This is a genomic window from Hydrogenophaga sp., assembly GCF_026125825.1.
GTDB lineage: Bacteria > Pseudomonadota > Gammaproteobacteria > Burkholderiales > Burkholderiaceae_C > Hydrogenophaga.
Genome location: NZ_JAHCKK010000023.1, coordinates 15,306 through 31,391, shown reverse-complemented (window position 1 = coordinate 31,391; position 16,086 = coordinate 15,306). Strand labels below are relative to the sequence as shown.

Sequence of the window (16,086 nt, the reverse complement as noted above, 5' to 3'; positions counted from 1 at the left end):
TTCCATGACGCCTGTAAGCTCGATCCGAGAGGCCGGTTCGCCGGCTGCGCAGGAGGGCCATCCTTCGATGCGCCAATGGGCGCAGTGGATCGGGCATATCGACCAGGCCATGCAAGAGCGCGCCGTGCCCGCAAGCCGAGTGGTGGTGCTGGTGCCCTATGCCCAGTTGATGGACGCTGGCCGCAAGGCCTGGGCCGCTTCGCATCCGAGCGGGTTTGCGCCGCGTTTTGAATCCAGCCGCAACTGGGCCGCCAGCCTGCGACCCTTCCTGCCAGGGCCGGGCGACCTGAGCATGGACATGGCTCGCGACAGCCTGATGGCCGAGGCCCTCATCGATCGCGTGGCGCCCGCGCGTGCCGATGCCGCCCTGCGCGCCATCATGGTGGGCCGCCTTGTGGAGGCCGCACGCCAGCTCGCTCCGTTGGCAGCGGCTGTGCCCCCTGAGAAGCGGCTGGCATGGGCCGAGCCGCTGCGTGCATCCCTTGCCCCCGCCGCTTCCTCCCTGTATTGGGAGGGCCTGCTGGCCACACTGGCGCTCACCTGGGTGAGCACGTCTGGCTACGCCACCGATGTGCTGTGGGCGCCTGCGGCGCAGCCCGGTGGCCCTGCCGACCTGCTGGTGGTGCTGCAAGGTTTTCAGGAAGATCCGCTGGTGGCGTCGCTGGCCGCACGCTGGGGGGATCTGTCGCTGAAGTTGTCGCTCGGTGAGGCAAGCGCGCGAACAGGCGATGCGCCCGTGCTGCATGCCTGCGGCGACGCGGAAGATGAAGCCCAGCGCGCTGCGGCCTGCGTGATAGCGCGGGTCAACCAGGGGCACGTACCTGTGGCCCTGGTGGCCAATGACCGCCTCCTCACCCGGCGTGTCAGCGCGATGCTGCACCGTGTGGGCGTGCCCGTGCGCGACGAGACGGGCTGGAAGCTCTCGACCACCCACGCGGCCGCCCAGCTCATGAGCGTGCTGCGCGCGGCCGATGCGCGAGCGTCGATGGACGATGTGCTGGATTTTCTCAAGCAGGCCACGGCCTGGCCGCAGGCACAGGTGCAGCAGTTGGAGCAACTTGCGCGCGAAGTGGGTGTGTCGCGCTGGAAGGCGGCCCTTCGGCACGCCCGACTGGCACCGACCATCCCTGAAGGCCTGCCAGCCTGGCTCGAGGGGTTGCAGGGGGGGCGACCCTTGACGACATGGTTGGGGGACCTGGCCGCCGCGCTCAAGGCCTGTGGCCTTTGGACCTTGTTCGAGGCCGATCCCGCAGGACAACAACTGATGCAGACCTTGCGCCTGGGGGAGGGCGCGGCGATGGAGTTGGCTGGCGTGGCCCAGGCCGTCGATGGGATCGCGCGGGGTGGTGCTCGTCTGTCTCTGAACGCCTTCACCGCCTGGGTGCGCGACGTGCTCGAAGGTGCGAGTTTCATGCCTCGCAGCGCGGCCGATGCGGCTGTGGTGGTCCTGCCCATGGCGCAACTGCTGGGGCGGGTCTTTGCCGCCACCGTGGTCCCGGGGTGCGACGAGGCGCATCTGAGTCCCAGCCCAGAGCCTCCTGGCGATTGGACAACGGCGCAGCGCGAGTTGTTGGGCCTGCCGTCCCGCGAAGCCGTTGCCCTGGCCGCTGCCAGCGCATGGCGGGCTGCGCTCGCCTTGCCGTGCCTGGATCTGTTGTGGCGCACTCAGGAGCGAGGTGAAGCCGTGCTGCCCAGTGCCTGGGTGCAGGCGTTGCCGTTGCAACCCGGGTCCGACCCGCGGGAGTTGCGTTCGCTGTCGGCAACGGCACAACCGAGACCTTCGCCTTGCGCCGGCGATGTCTTGCCCGAGTCGCTCTCGGCCAGCGCCTACCAGGATTTGCGCGATTGCCCTTACCGTTTCTTTGCGATGCGCCAGTTGCGCCTGGTCGAGGCGGCCGAACTCGAGGCCGAGCCCGACCAACGCGACATGGGCAACTGGTTGCATGCGGTGCTTCGAGCCTTCCACGAGCTGCGGGGCGACACCCGCCCAGGGCGCGCTGCCGATCAGGCCTGTCTTGACCGGCTGGCCGACGAGACCGCCACCGCCATGGGCCTGAACGCCGGCGAAGGCGGGGCGGGTTTCCTGCCTTACCAGGCGGTGTGGCCCGCTTTGCGAGAAGGTTATCTGGACTGGTTGGCCGGCTTCGAAGCGACAGACGACCGGCCGGGCCCGCGCTTTGTCCAGGCCGAAGCCGAGCGCAGCGCGAGCGCGGGGCCCTGGAAACTCTACGGCAAGCTCGACCGCATCGATGCGCAGCACAGCCCCGAAGGACCGATCCCTTTCGTGATTGACTACAAGACCGAGAGCCGCAGCAAGACCAACGACCGCGTGAAGGAGCCACTGGAAGACACGCAACTGGCCTTTTACGCGGCCCTGCTGCCCGACGACAACCTGCGCGCCGCCTACCTCAGCATCACCGACAAGCGCGGCGACAGCGGCAAGGATGGCCCCACCTGGCTCGTCGAGCAGCCTGACGTGCTGATGGCGCGCGATCATTTGCGCGCCGGCCTCGCGCACGACATGGCCCGGGTGGCTGCCGGCCAACCCATGCCAGCGCTGGGTGAAGGCCGCGTGTGCGAGTTCTGCGCGGCGCGTGGCCTTTGCCGCAAGGACTTCTGGACGCCCGCATGACGGCACCTGCCTACCGCATCAACGGCGCGCCCGCGGCGCGCGAAGCCTTCTATGCGCTGGCCTGCGACCCCGGTCGCAGCATCGCGGTGGAAGCCTGTGCCGGCGCCGGCAAGACCTGGATGCTGGTCTCGCGCATCCTGCGCGCGCTGCTCGATGGCTGCGCACCGCAGGACGTGCTGGCGATCACATTCACCAAGAAGGCGGCCGGTGAAATGCGCGACCGGCTCAATGCCGAACTGCGCCGCTGGGCCACGCTGGGCGACGACGCACTGATCAACGAATTGCGCGCGCGCGGCCTGAGCGAAGCGGATGCCCGGCGGCGCGTGCCCGAGGCGCGGGGCCTGCACGCAACGGTGACCGCCATCGGTCGCCCGGTGCAGGTGCGCACCTTCCACAGTTGGTTCGCCGCCTTGCTGCGTGGCGCCCCGCTGTCGGTGCTGCAGGAGCTGCAGTTGCCGGTGCAGTACGAGTTGCTTGAAGACGATGCGCGCGCGGTGGCCCAGGTGTGGCCGCGCTTCTACGCCGCGCTCGCGGCCAGTCCGGTCGAGCGTGAGGACTTCATGGCCAGTGTGGCCGAACATGGTCGCCACCAGACGCTCAAGGCGCTGGAGAAGGCGTTGCAAAAGCGGGTGGAGTTCGCATTGGCCGACGCGGCAGGTGTGGTGGAGGCCTCTGTCGAGCCGATGGCGCAGCGCTACCCGGAGTTCGCGGGCTTTGACGATCCGGTGCAATGGCTGGTGCAGGATGCCCGCGCCGCCACGCTGTTGCGCGAAGCCGCGCAGGCCCTGGGACGCGCGAGCGCTCCGACCTTTTCCGCCAAGGGAGCCGAGCTGGAGCTGGCGCTGAGCCAGGCCGACGGCGCGGGTGTGCTCACGGCCTTGCTCACGCAGAAGGACGAGCCGCGCAAGTTCAGCGACAAGCTCGCGGGCGTCGAGGTGGTGCGGACCGCCCAGGCGATGGCGTTGCGCACGCTCGAGGCCTTGCGCCAGCATCGCGCCTGGCTGCACCACCAGCGGCTGTCCCGGCTCGCGCGCTTGCTGCTGGCCGCCTTCGCGGCATTCAAGCGCGAACGCGGCTGGGTGGACATGAACGATGTGGAAGGCGCCGCGCGGCGCCTGCTGGGCGATGCCGAACTCTCGGGCTGGCTCCAGCAGCGGCTGGATGCGCGCGTGCGCCACGTGCTGATCGACGAATTCCAGGACACCAACCCTCTGCAATGGCAGGCGCTCTACGGCTGGCTTTCGGCCTACGCAGGCGCCGGCCCGGGCGAGGCGCCTTGCGTGTTCCTGGTGGGCGACCCCAAGCAATCGATCTATCGCTTCCGCCGTGCCGAGCCGCAGGTGTTCAAGGCCGCGCAGGCTTTCGTGGTGCAGGGCCTGGCTGGCGCCTTGCTCAGCTGCGATCACACGCGCCGCTGTGCACCGGCGGTGGTGGACGCACTCAATGCCGCCATGGGCGCGGCGGTGCAGGCTGGCGAATACGGAAGCGACTACCGCCCCCACACGACAGAGAGCACCGCGCAGGGCGAGGTCTTGTGTCTGCCACAGCTGCCGCGAAGCCTGCTGGATCGTGGCTCTGCGCAGCAGGAGGGCGAGCCCGTGTGGCGCGACAGCCTGACCACGCCCCGCGTGCTGCCCGAAGACAGCCTGGCCGCGCTGGAGGCCCGGCAGGCCGCCGACTGGATCGCCACCGAAGTCGCCGATGGGCGCCTGCTGCCCGACGACATCATGGTGCTGTCACGTCGCCGCGAGCGCCTGGCCTGGATGCACGAGGCCCTGCTCGAACGCGGCCTGGCCAGCGAACAACCCGAGAAGCTCGAACTGGGCGAATCCCCTGCGGTGCAGGACGTCGTGGCGCTGCTCGACGCGCTGGTCTCGACCCGCCACGACTTGAGCCTGGCTCGGGCCCTCAAGTCGCCGCTGTGCGGCTGGAGCGACGACGACCTGGCCCAGCTCGCGCGCCTGCGCCTGAGCTGGACGCCGCAGCGCGTCGATGGCGCGAGCGCGCCGGCCCCCCGGCCTTCGTGGTGGGAGGTGCTGCAGCGTTTTGCGGCCTTGCCTGGCGGTGAACAAGCATCGGCCGCCTCTTCGCCGGTGCAGGCTGCACAGTTCCAGCAGACCGCAGAGCGCCTTGCGCTCTACCGGACCTGGTTGCTCAGCCTGCCGCCGCACGATGCGCTGTCCGCCCTCTATGACCATGGGGACGTGCTCGCGCGCTTTGCGCAAGTGGTGCCTGCGAGCCAGCGCGCCGCCGTGCTCGCTCAATTGCGCGACCTGCTGACTCAATCGCTCGCACAGGATGGTGGGCGCTTTCTCACCCCATACCGCTTCGTGCGCGCGCTCAAGGCCGGTGGCATCAAGGCCACGGCGGTGCAAACGCACGGGGCGGTGCGTCTGCTCACCATTCACGGAGCCAAAGGCCTGGAAGCCCACACCGTTCTGATGCTCGACACCGACTCGGGATCTGCCCGGCCCGAGAGCATGGGCGTGCTGGTGGACTGGCCGGGCGAAGACCCGCTGCCCCGACGCTTTGTGTTCCTGGCCAGCGAAAAATCACCGCCCACCTGTGCGCAGGAGGCTTTGCAGCAAGAACAGCAGGCGCGCTCGCTTGAGGAACTCAATGCGCTCTACGTGGCACTGACGCGCGCCGAGTCGCGGTTGGTCATCTCCAGCTTTGAACCGCACAAGCGCGGCGCCACCACCTGGTACGCGCGCTTGCTGCCGCTGGCCTCGCCGCTGGAGGCGCCGTCGCCCGCCACGGGCGCCGACGATCCCCCTTCGGTGCAGGCCCAGGCCTTTCAGCTGCCAAGCCTGCCGTCCCTGAACGTAGCTGCCATGCCCAAGAGGGACGTGGAAGTCCCCCTGCCCGGGGACGACACAGCCAACCGCATCGGACTGGCGTTGCACCGCTTGCTGGAGTGGCGGCCGACGCCGGCACAAGGCTTCGAGTGGACGCCAGAACACACACAGGCCGTGGCGCGCGAGTTCGCGCTCGACACGGCCCAGGCGCGCGACGTGCTCGCGATGGCCCGGCGCATCGTGAGCGGCGAGGCCGCCTGGGCCTGGGACGCGCAAGCGCTGAACCACTGGGGCAACGAAGTCGAGCTTTTCCACCAGGGGGAGCTGCTGCGGCTTGACCGCCTGGTGCGTCGCCGCGACAGCGGCGAGTGGTGGGTGCTGGACTACAAGAGCGCGGCACACCCCGAACGCCAGCCCGAACTCGTCGCACAGATGGAGGGCTACCGCCAGGCCATGGCGCAGGCCAGGCCGGGCGAGGCCGTGCGGCTGGCCTTTATCAATGCTCAGGGCCGGCTCATCGAGCTGGCCGATGCTTCACGCTTTTCATGACCGATTCGAGCTCTTTCCTGCCTGTGGATGTGGCCGTCATCGGCGGTGGCCCCGCCGGCCTCATGGCCGCCGAAGTCATGGGCCGCGCCGGCCTCAACGTACACCTGTTCGACGCCATGCCTTCGGTGGGCCGCAAGTTCCTGCTGGCAGGCAAGGGCGGCATGAACCTCACGCATGCCGAAGCGCTGCCGGCCTTTGTGGCCCGCTACGGCGCGCAGGCGGACCGCTTGCGCCCGCTGCTCGACGTCTTTGGGCCTCAGGCGGTGCGCGATTGGGCGGCCAGCCTGGGCATTTGCACGTTCGTGGGGAGTTCCCAGCGCGTCTTCCCCACCGACATGAAGGCCGCGCCGTTGCTGCGGGCTTGGCTGCATCGGTTGCGCCATCCCCAGGAGGGGGGCCGGCCGGTGAGTTTCCACATGCGTCATCGCTGGATGGGCTGGGACGGGGCGGCCCTGGTGTTCGATACACCGCAGGGGCCCCTGCAGGTGCAGCCCCGCGCTACCGTGCTCGCACTGGGTGGCGCGAGCTGGGCGCGCCTGGGGTCTGACGGCGCCTGGGTGCCCAGGCTGCAGTCCGAGGGCGTCGAGGTGGCGCCGCTGCAGCCCAGCAACTGCGGCTTCGACGTGGCGGGCGGGTGGAGCCCGTTCTTCGCCGAGCGCTTCGCCGGCCAGCCTTTCAAATCGGTGGCCGTGCGGTTCACGCGCGGCCAGGGAAACAGCTTCCATCGCAAAGGCGAGTTTGTCGCCACGGCCACCGGAGTCGAAGGCAGTTTGATCTACGCTGTGTCGGGTCTGCTGCGCGATCAGATCGCGCGCGAGGGCCAGGCCGCTTTTGAGCTGGATCTGCTGCCCGATCGCACGGCCGAGCAGGTGCTGGCCCAGGTGGCGCACCCGCGCGGCTCGCGCAGTCTGTCGAGTCATCTCAAGAGCCGTCTCGGCCTGGAGGGCATCAAGATGGCCATCGTCAACGAACTGGTGAGCAAGGACGCGATGCACGAGCCCGCCCGGCTTGCCGCTGCACTCAAGGCCCTGCCAATCAGGCTGGCGGCCGCCAGGCCCATCGACGAAGCCATCAGCAGCGCGGGCGGCGTCCGGTGGGAGGGGCTGGACGCCGGCCTGATGGTGCGGTCTCGACCGGGTCTGTTCTGCGCGGGTGAAATGCTCGACTGGGAAGCGCCCACCGGGGGCTATCTCCTCACGGCGTGCCTGGCCAGTGGGGTGGTCGCCGGTGAGGGGGTGCGCCGCTGGATGGCGGCCTGATTCATTTCAGTGGGCCGAGGTTTTCGAGAGCAGGTTGAGCACCAGAACGCCCGCCACGATCAGGCCCATGCCCAGCATGCCAGCGGCGTCGAGCTTCTGGCCAAACACCAGCCAGCCGATCAGCGCAATGAGCACCACGCCCACGCCCGACCAGACGGCATAGGCTACGCCCACCGGAATGGTGCGCAAGGTCAGCGACAGGAGATAGAACGCCGCGCCATACGACACCATGACGATGGCCGATGGCCAGAGTTTGCTGAAGCCTTCGCTGGCTTTCAACGCCGAGGTGCCGACAACTTCTGCGGCAATGGCCAGTCCGAGCAAGATCCAGGGGTTCATGGGCGGCGCTTCAATCCACCAGGGCCTGCAGGTTCAAGGGGTACGACCTGCCCAGCCATAGCGCGCCGTCCCGGTGGTCGCTCAGCGCGTCGCCGGTGTTGGGGTGAATAAGCACATCGAGCGCGCCGTGGTTGAGCGCAAGCCAGCCCACCACATGGGAAAACTCAAGCGCATCAAAGGCCACCTGATAGGTCCAGGCGGGGTGCGGCCCGACCGGCTTTTCATGGAAGCGCCCCAGCTGGACGCGCGCGCCGAGCTCGGTGGCGATGACTTCGCGCAAGGCCCAGGCGGCATCGCGCGAGTCCGCACCAAAGTACACGTGGGCGTGCCAGCTGGCAATGGAGGCAGGATCGCGCACGGACATGGTGAGATGGGAAGAGGGGTGACGAGCCTTGACCCCGGCACTGGATTCACAGTTAGGGCTGCTTGGTTCCCCACCTGACCCGGTTGGCCGCTTCACCATGCGGGAAGGCCCGTCGAGGTCGATTGTAGGCGATGGGGTGTGCCGATGCCGGATCGCCTGGCAATACCCCGCCGCTTAGAATCGTTCCCATGTCCTATGTCGTCCTGGCCCGCAAATACCGCCCGCGCAATTTCACCGAAATGGTGGGGCAAGGCCATGTGGTGCAAGCCCTCTCCAATGCATTGACGACGCAGCGCCTGCACCATGCCTACCTGTTCACAGGCACGCGTGGCGTGGGCAAGACCACGGTCTCGCGCATCCTGGCCAAATCGCTCAACTGCCTGGGCGCCGACGGGCAGGGCGGCATCACCGCCGAGCCTTGCGGCGTGTGCCAGGCCTGCACCGATATCGACAGCGGCCGTTTCGTCGACTACACCGAGCTCGACGCCGCATCCAACCGGGGCGTGGACGAGGTCCAGGCCTTGCTGGAGCAGGCGGTCTACAAGCCGGTTCAGGGGCGCTTCAAGGTCTTCATGATCGACGAGGTGCACATGCTCACCAACACGGCGTTCAACGCCATGTTGAAGACGCTGGAAGAACCGCCTGAGTACCTCAAGTTCGTGCTGGCGACGACGGACCCCCAGAAGGTGCCGGTGACCGTGCTCTCGCGTTGCCTTCAGTTCAACCTGAGGCCCATGGCACCTGAAACGGTGCTGGAGCATTTGCAACAGGTGTTGCAAGCTGAAAACGTGCCTGCCGATGTGCAGGCGCTGCGCCTGGTGTCCCGTGCTGCGCGCGGCTCCATGCGCGACGCCCTTTCCCTCACCGACCAGGCGATCGCCTTTGGCGGTGGCCAGTTGCAGGAGGCCACGGTGCGCCAGATGCTGGGCGCCGTGGACCGCTCCTATGTGCTGCGGTTGATCGATGCTCTGGCGCGCGGCGACGGTGCCACCGTGGTCGATACCGTGGACGCGCTGCGCGTGAATGGCCTGAATGCGGCGTCCACGCTGGAAGAGATGACCGGCGTGCTGCAGCGCATGGCGGTGTTGCAGGCCGTGCCCGACCGTGCCCAGGCCGAAGGCGTGGACGACCCCGATGAGGCGCAGATCGCGCGGCTGGCGCAAAGCCTGCCGGCCGATGAGACGCAACTGCTCTACAGTCTGTGCCTGCATGGGCGCGGCGAGCTCGGCCTGGCGCCTGACGAATACGCCGCGCTCACCATGGTGTTGTTGCGCCTGATGGCCTTCAAACCTGCCCACACGGCTGCTGCCAGCGGCACAGCGGAAAAAAAAACACTGAAAACAGCTGAGGCGCCCGCCGCGAACGTGGCGGCGCCCGCACCTGCGGTGGCGCCAATGCCGGCCCCCATGGTCCGTTTGCCTGTGGTGAACCCGCCGCCGGCCGCCATGCGGCCCGCACCCGCGCCGGCACCGCAGACCAGCGCCGCGCCCGCGCCTGTCTCGGGCCCGCAGATGGCCACTGAGCCGCTGGACGATGCGCCTTGGCCGGAAGACGACGGCCCGCCCTGGGAGGACGCCGAACCGGCGCCGCCACGCGTCTTGGCCGTGCCGGTGCGCGATGCCGGTGAGCCCGGTCCGGCAGACCAGCCGCAACCCCGAGACGAGCACGGCACCCAGACCGTCTTGCCCGCGGCGCCCGGTGGCAGCGTGGAAGGCGATTTCTGGTTCGAGACCGTGATGCAGCTCGTGCGCGCGGAGGCCATCACCGCGCTGGTGCGCGAGCTCGGCCTGCAGTCCCAACTGATCGCGCGCGACACAGACCAGTGGATGTTGCGCGTGGAGCGCAGCTCGCTCAACCAGGGCAACACCCGAGAACGCCTGGCGACTGCGCTGAAAACCATCGGCCACGATGTGCGCCTGTCGGTCGAGATCGGCAGCGTCTCGGACTCGCCCGCGCGACGCGTGGCGGCCGAGGCGGCGCGCCGCCAGCGCGAGGCCGAGGCGCACATCCTCAACGACCCCTTCGTTCAGGCCATGATGCGCGACTTTGGCGGCAAAATCGTGCCAGGTACCCTCAAGGCCATCACCACGGCCTGAGCCTTTTCATTTTTTCACTCGGAACGTTAGGAAGACCATGTTCAACAAAGGACAACTCGCCGGCCTCATGAAGCAGGCCCAGGCCATGCAGGACAACCTGAAGAAAGCCCAGGACGAGCTGGCCTTCATCGAGGTCACCGGTGAATCGGGCGCGGGCCTGGTGAAGGTGCTCATGACCTGCAAGCACGACGTCAAGCGCGTGACCATCGACCCCAGCCTGCTGGCCGACGACAAGGACATGCTGGAAGACCTTGTGGCCGCCGCATTCAACGCCGCGGTGCGCAAGGCCGAGGAAACTTCGGCCGAGAAGATGGGCAAGCTCACGGCGGGCATGCCCGGCCTGCCGGGTGGCATGAAGTTCCCGTTCTGATGACGGCCGCGCGGGCTGCTTTGCTCATCGATGGCTGAGAACCACTCGCTTGAACTCCTGGTGCAGGCGTTGCGCCGCCTGCCTGGCGTGGGGGTGAAGTCGGCACAGCGCATGGCTTTCCACCTGTTGCAGCACGACCGCGATGGCGCCGTGCAGCTCGCCCGAGCGCTGGAGCACGCGGCCAGCTCGGTGAAGCATTGCAGCCTGTGCCACACCTTCACCGAGGACGACATCTGTCCCACGTGCCGCGATCCCCGTCGCGACCGCAGCCAGCTGTGCGTGGTGGAGACGCCGGCCGATCAGGCCGCGATGGAGCGCACCGGTGCCTACAAGGGCCTGTTCTTTGTGCTCATGGGCAAGCTCAGCCCGCTCGACGGTGTAGGCCCGCGCGACATCGGCCTGCAGAAACTCTTTGACCGCATCACCGCGCCCGCCGAACAGGGTGAGCCCGAGGTGCGGGAGGTCATTCTGGCCACGAATTTCACCGCCGAAGGTGAGACCACGGCGCACGTGATCGCGCAGGCGCTCAAAGGCCGCTCCGATGTGCAGGTCACCCGCCTGGCGCGCGGCGTGCCGGTGGGCAGCGAGCTGGAGTACGTGGACCTGGGCACGATCGCCCATGCCCTGGTGGACCGGCGCTGATCCGCGCCATTTCCTGTGGAAAGCGCTTCATCATGAAACTCGCCGGGTTGACCGTGGCGTATTGGGCGGTGGTGGCGGCTTCGTTGTTGCCGATCGGTTGCGCGTGGCTCGCCAAATCGGGCACGTTCTCCAAGCCGCGCCGCGACGGTGGCTTTGACAACCAGCACCCGCGCGAATGGCTGGCGCGACAGAGCGACTGGCGCGCCCGCGCGAACGCCGCGCAGGCCAACAGCTTCGAGGCCCTGCCGTTCTTCATCGGCGCGGTGATCATCGCGCACCAGCTCGGGGCCGCACAGGTCCGCCTGGACGTTCTCGCGTTCCTGTTCGTGGTGCTGCGGGTGCTCTACATCATGATGTATGTCGCCAACCTGGCGACAGCGCGCAGCCTGGCCTGGACCCTTGCGCTGATCGTCAATATCGCGATCCTTTTCGTTTGACGCGCGCTTGCTTTCGACGCCGTTACATCGGCTTGCAAGTGCTCGGTACAAACCCGCTCGGGATTGGTCCTGATGCGGGTTTTCGGCCCGCCCCCTAGGCTCAAGGCTCGTCCAAAGAATGCGCCGAGAGAGGAAACCGGGTCATGTGGAGTCGCCGAAACTGGGGGCGTGTCTGTGCGTTGAGCTTGGCGGCGGTCGCTCTGCCGTCCGTGCGCGCGCAATCAGCGCCGGGCCCTGCGGCATCTCCCGCATTGCGGCCCGGTGCGCCCAAGCTGGCGATTGCGGTCGATGGCCGCACCTCGTTCTGCTATCTCCCACTGACCATCGCCGAGCGCCTCGGGTACTTTGCCCAGGAAGGCCTGGATGTCGAGGTGCGCGAGTTTCCTGACGTGGCTCAGGCCCTGCAGGGATTGCAGACTGGCGCGGCCCATGTGCTGTCGGGGCCCTACCCGAACACGATCGCGCTGCAGGCGCGTGGCCAGAATCTCCAGTCCTTTGTGTTGCAGGGCCGCTCGCCACAGGTGGTGGTGGGCGTGTCGCTGGAGACCATGGGCCACAGCGGCAGCGTGGCCGACCTGCGCGGCCGGCGCGTGGGCGTGATGACCACGAGTGCGGCCTCGCATCGCGTGGCCAGCCTGGTGCTGGGCAAGGTCGGGCTGCGTGCTGCCGATGTGCGCTACGTCCCGCTGGCGAATGCCGCGGCGGCGGTGCAGGCGTTTCGCCGCGGTGAGCTTGACGCGATCAGCACCACCGACCCGACAGTGACGCAACTGGAACAGATGGGCTCGCTCAAGGTGGTGGCCGACACGCGAAGCATGCGGGGCACGGCCGAGGTCTTTGGCGGCCCCTTGCCCTCCGGTTGCCTTTGTGCCCCGGCAAGTTTTCTGACGCAGTACCCCAAGGCCAGCCAGGCGATGACCGATGCGATGGTGCATGCCCTCAAGTGGCTGCAGACGGCGGGGCCGTCGGACATCATCAAGGTGGTACCGGAGCGCTATTTCCAGGGCGATCGCGCGCTGTACCTCGCGGCTTTCGCCCGTGTGCGCGAGGCCTGGACGGTCGACGGCATGATGCCCGAGACCGGGCCTTCCACGGCGGCGCGCATGCTGGCGCAGTTCGAGGAGCCGGGCTCGCTGCAGCGCGTTGATCTTGCGCTCACGTTCACCAACGACTTCGCCCGCAAGGCCAAGGCCCGGTTCCGGGCCTGACACCGGCCCGAGCGCTTGGCCGCTCAGCGCTTCTTGTCGGACTTGCCGCCGGATGCCACGCGCGTCTTGCTCGCGCTGCTGGCGGTCTTCGCCTTGGTCTTGACCGGTTTGCTGGCGGTGGGCGAGGCCTTGCGAGCCGGCGTGGCCGTGGCGGCCTTCTTTGCCGATGCGGTGCTGGGCGAGGAGGCCTTGGCCACGGCGACGCGTTGGGGAAGCATGAGCATGATGCGCTGGCCCGGTTTGAGCGCCGCGTTCACGGCCAGTTTGTTCCAGCCCGCCACACTCACCGGACTCACGCCATAGCGCTGAGCCAGGCGCGTCAGGGTTTCGCCCTTGCGCGCCTTGACGGTGGTGCGCCTGAGGATGACCTCAGGCTGGAAGCTGATCTGGCCGTTGTCGGCCACATGCACCGGCACGTCGCCGTTGCGTTTGTCGGTGCGCGGCACGAGCAGGCTGGAGCCGGCGCGCACCTGCATGCGCGGCGGAATGTTGTTGACCGCGCGCAGCTCGGCTTCGCTCATGCCGGCCCGCTCGGCGGCCTGCGACACCGACATGGTGGTGGGCACGACCCAGGCCGTCCAGCTGGCCAGCGGGCCGTTGTAGGACTGCAGGTTGCGCTGGAAGATCACCGCGTTATCCCAGGGCAGCAGCACGTTGGGCGTGCCGGCGGCCATCACGATGGGCTGGCGCAGCGAGGGGTTGAGCGCGCGAAAGTCCTTTTCCGCCACCTCTGCCAGGCGGGCGATGAGGGCGACATCCATGTCCCGCTCCAGCGCGACGGTGTCGAAGAAGGGGTGGTTGCCGATCAGGGGCAAGGTGGTGTTGTAGGCCTCTGGCCGGGCCAGGATGTTCTCCACCGCCTGGAGCTTGGGCACGTACATGCGCGTTTCGGCCGGCATGTTGAGGTCGGTGTAGCCGGTGGGTTTGCCCAGGCGCTGGTTGTTGGTGATGGCGCGGCTGACGTTGCCCTGGCCCCAGTTGTAGGCCGCCAGCGCGAGGTGCCAGTCGCCGAAGCGGCCATAGAGCTGCTGAAGGTAGTCGAGCGCGGCCCGGGTGGAGGCGAGCACGTCGCGCCGATCGTCGCGGAAGGCGTTCTGCTTGAGATCGAACGACTGGCCGGTGGCCGGCATGAATTGCCACATGCCGGCGGCGCGCGCGCTGGAGACGGCCTGGGGGTTGAAGGCGCTTTCGATGAAGGGCAGCAAGGCCAGCTCCATCGGCATGTTGCGGCGCTCGATCTCCTCCACGATGTGGAACAGGTAGCGGCTGGACCGCTCCGTCATGCGCTGCATGTAGTCGGGCCGGGTGGCGTACCACTGCTCGCGGTCGCGCACCAGATCGCCTTCGAGGTCAGGCATGGCAAAGCCCCGGCGGATGCGGTCCCAGAGATCGGCCGGGGCGTCGAGCGTTTTCACGCTGGAGAGCGAGGTCTCGGCGGTGCCGATCGTGCTCAGCGGCACGTCGCTGGGCAGGCGGTACGAGGGCAGCCGCGGCGCGTGGGCGGTGGCGGGCGAGGAGGCACTGGACGTGCCGGTGGAGCCGCTGCTGGCTTCAGGCAGCGCGGTGGTCGCGCAGCCAGACACCAGCATCACGAGGGCGGTGCCGGCCAGTGTGAGCCAGCGGCGAGCCGGACCGCTGACCACGGGGGCACAGGCGGGGGCGGAGAGGGCGGTCGGGAAGGCAGGGGTCATCTGAAAACGTTTTTCCATTCGCGAAGCGTGGCGAAAACCGCCACGGCATCGGTGGTCTTGCCCGGCTCGTGGGCCTGGGCGGAGCGCACGACCGCGGTTTCGCTCGTGCGCAAGAAAGGATTGATCTTTTTTTCCAGCCCAATGGAGCTGGGCAGCGTGGGAAAGTTCTGGGCGCGTTGGGCCTGGCAATGGGCGGTGTAGGCCGCCAGCTCGGCATTGCCGGGTTCGACCGCCAGCGCGAACTTGAGGTTGGAGAGCGTGTACTCGTGGGTGCAGCACACGCGGGTGCGATCGGGCAGGGCGGCCAGGCGGGTGAGCGAGTCCAGCATCTGGGCCGGTGTGCCCTCGAACAGGCGGCCACAGCCGCCCGAAAACAGCGTGTCGCCGCAGAACAGCAGCGGCGCACCGTCCATGGCGGGCGTGTAGTAGGCGATGTGGCCGGCGGTGTGACCGGGCACCTCGATCACCTCAAAACGCAGGCCGAGCACCTCCACCGACTCACCTTCGCCCACGCGTTGCAGCGGTTCGGGCATGGGTTCGAAGGCCGGGCCGATGACGCGCGCGCCGGTGGCTTCGCGCAGCTCGGCCACGCCGCCGGTGTGGTCTGCATGGTGGTGGGTGATCAGGATGGTGTCGAGCCTCAGGCCTTCCTGCGCCAGCCACTGGGTCACGCCCGAGGCTTCGCCTGGGTCGACCACCAGCGCCTGCACGCCGTCGTGCAGGGCCCAGATGTAGTTGTCGCTGAAGGCCGGGATGGGAATGAGGTGCATGGGGCGGATGTCGGGTAGGGCGTGTAGAGTGCGGGCTGGCCTTCCCGGTGGTTTGCAGTGTCGCAGACTTCGCGCCCGAACCGGTATCGGCCCCACACCGCACATGACCGCAAAAATTATAGGGTTGACCGATTGGTTTTCGACCGCGCCCGGCCAGTACCTGCTGGCGTGGGAGCAGGCACAGTTCGACCTGGCCGTGGCCGATCTGTTCGGCTACAACGCCCTGCAGCTTGGCTTGCCCGAACTGCAGGGCTTGCAAGCCAATCGCATGCCCCATCGCTGGCTGGCCCTGCCCGAGGTGCTACCGGCCGGCCAGGACGGTCGTGTCCCGCGCGTGGCCCTGATCACCGATGCGGCGGCCCTGCCGTTTCCCCAGGCCAGTCTGGACCTCGTGGTGCTGCCACACACGCTGGAGTTCAGCGCCGACCCGCACCACGTGTTGCGCGAGGTCGAGCGCGTGCTGGTGCCCGAAGGCCGGGTGGTGATCTCGGGCTTCAACCCCGCAAGCTTGTGGGGCCTGCGCCAGGGGCGCGGCCGCTTCTGTGCCCGGGTCGGCCTCAGCGCATTTGGTGCCTCCAGCCTGTACCTGCCCGAAGCAGGCGATTTCATCGGTCCCTGGCGCCTGCGCGACTGGCTGCGGCTGCTCAGTTTTGAAGTAGAGTCGGACCGCTTTGGCTGCTACCGCCCAGCGATGCGCACCGACACGTGGTTGCAGCGCTACGCGTGGCTCGACCGCGCCGGTGCCCGCTGGTGGCCCATTTTTGGCGCGGTCTACTTCGTGGTGGCGGTCAAGCGCGTGCGTGGCATGCGCCTGCTGGGCCCGGCCTGGAAGCCGCGGCGCGCCACCTCGGCCGCCCCGGTGTCGGTGACCCACCGGCACTGAGGGCCGCAGCACCCCCTCCCTTTTGCTTTTTTGAATTCAGGAGCGTTT

Annotated in this window: 13 protein-coding genes and 1 other RNA gene; 9 read left to right on the top strand and 5 right to left on the bottom strand. The window is 68.2% G+C overall.

Features of this window, described 5'->3' with window-relative positions; all coding sequences use genetic code 11:
* The first annotated feature begins 4 nt into the window (after positions 1–4).
* The 3 genes from KIT86_RS10270 to KIT86_RS10260 are packed head-to-tail and all read left to right on the top strand — an operon-like array spanning position 5 to position 7,238.
* Positions 5–2,632 (top strand): PD-(D/E)XK nuclease family protein, encoded by a 2,628-nt coding sequence (locus KIT86_RS10270; RefSeq protein ID WP_297397935.1) that lies wholly within the window; start codon positions 5–7, stop codon positions 2,630–2,632.
* Positions 2,629–5,979 carry an exodeoxyribonuclease V subunit beta gene (locus KIT86_RS10265; protein ID WP_297397933.1) on the top strand — a complete coding sequence of 1,117 codons (3,351 nt, stop codon included), beginning with the start codon at positions 2,629–2,631 and terminating at the stop codon, positions 5,977–5,979. The genes KIT86_RS10270 and KIT86_RS10265 overlap by 4 nt, the downstream gene beginning before the upstream one ends.
* The gene (locus KIT86_RS10260) at positions 5,976–7,238 is read left to right on the top strand and encodes a TIGR03862 family flavoprotein (protein ID WP_297397931.1); all 1,263 of its coding nucleotides are present in this window, start codon (positions 5,976–5,978) and stop codon (positions 7,236–7,238) included. The genes KIT86_RS10265 and KIT86_RS10260 overlap by 4 nt, the downstream gene beginning before the upstream one ends.
* A 6-nt stretch (positions 7,239–7,244) precedes the next feature.
* Here the strand turns inward: KIT86_RS10260 and KIT86_RS10255 are convergent, their stop codons facing one another.
* From KIT86_RS10255 to ffs, 3 genes are all read right to left on the bottom strand, one after another.
* Positions 7,245–7,577 (bottom strand): SMR family transporter, encoded by a 333-nt coding sequence (locus KIT86_RS10255; RefSeq protein ID WP_297397929.1) that lies wholly within the window; start codon positions 7,575–7,577, stop codon positions 7,245–7,247.
* Positions 7,578–7,587: 10 nt separating this feature from the next.
* Entirely contained in the window at positions 7,588–7,941 is a 354-nt protein-coding gene (locus KIT86_RS10250) for a DOPA 4,5-dioxygenase family protein (RefSeq protein ID WP_297397927.1), read from the bottom strand.
* A 17-nt stretch (positions 7,942–7,958) separates the two neighbouring features.
* Positions 7,959–8,055: signal recognition particle sRNA small type (gene ffs / locus KIT86_RS10245), an RNA gene on the bottom strand.
* A 74-nt stretch (positions 8,056–8,129) separates the two neighbouring features.
* Between ffs and dnaX the strand changes: the two genes are divergently transcribed.
* From dnaX to KIT86_RS10220, 5 genes are all read left to right on the top strand, one after another.
* Positions 8,130–10,037 (top strand): DNA polymerase III subunit gamma/tau, encoded by a 1,908-nt coding sequence (gene dnaX, locus KIT86_RS10240; RefSeq protein ID WP_297397925.1) that lies wholly within the window; start codon positions 8,130–8,132, stop codon positions 10,035–10,037.
* 37 nt (positions 10,038–10,074) lie between these two features.
* The gene (locus KIT86_RS10235) at positions 10,075–10,407 is read left to right on the top strand and encodes a YbaB/EbfC family nucleoid-associated protein (protein WP_066266019.1); all 333 of its coding nucleotides are present in this window, start codon (positions 10,075–10,077) and stop codon (positions 10,405–10,407) included.
* Between the two features lie 30 nt (positions 10,408–10,437).
* A complete protein-coding gene (recR, locus tag KIT86_RS10230) occupies positions 10,438–11,049 on the top strand; it encodes a recombination mediator RecR (RefSeq protein WP_297397922.1) in 612 nt (203 codons plus the stop codon).
* A gap of 32 nt (positions 11,050–11,081) precedes the next feature.
* Positions 11,082–11,486: an MAPEG family protein gene (locus KIT86_RS10225; RefSeq protein ID WP_297397920.1), complete on the top strand. Its 405-nt coding sequence runs from the start codon at positions 11,082–11,084 to the stop codon at positions 11,484–11,486.
* A 143-nt stretch (positions 11,487–11,629) separates the two neighbouring features.
* Positions 11,630–12,694 (top strand): ABC transporter substrate-binding protein, encoded by a 1,065-nt coding sequence (locus KIT86_RS10220; RefSeq protein ID WP_297397918.1) that lies wholly within the window; start codon positions 11,630–11,632, stop codon positions 12,692–12,694.
* A 23-nt stretch (positions 12,695–12,717) separates the two neighbouring features.
* Here KIT86_RS10220 and KIT86_RS10215 read toward each other — a convergent pair whose 3' ends face one another.
* Together KIT86_RS10215 and gloB are read right to left on the bottom strand one after the other, a co-directional pair.
* Positions 12,718–14,283: a transglycosylase SLT domain-containing protein gene (locus KIT86_RS10215; protein WP_297397979.1), complete on the bottom strand. Its 1,566-nt coding sequence runs from the start codon at positions 14,281–14,283 to the stop codon at positions 12,718–12,720.
* Positions 14,284–14,381: 98 nt separating this feature from the next.
* Positions 14,382–15,155, bottom strand: a complete 774-nt coding sequence (gloB, locus tag KIT86_RS10210; protein WP_297397916.1) for a hydroxyacylglutathione hydrolase — start codon at positions 15,153–15,155, stop codon at positions 14,382–14,384.
* Positions 15,156–15,258: 103 nt separating this feature from the next.
* On the opposite strand from gloB, the gene KIT86_RS10205 reads away from it, so the two are divergent.
* A complete protein-coding gene (locus tag KIT86_RS10205) occupies positions 15,259–16,038 on the top strand; it encodes a methyltransferase domain-containing protein (protein ID WP_297397914.1) in 780 nt (259 codons plus the stop codon).
* Positions 16,039–16,086 lie beyond the last annotated feature (48 nt).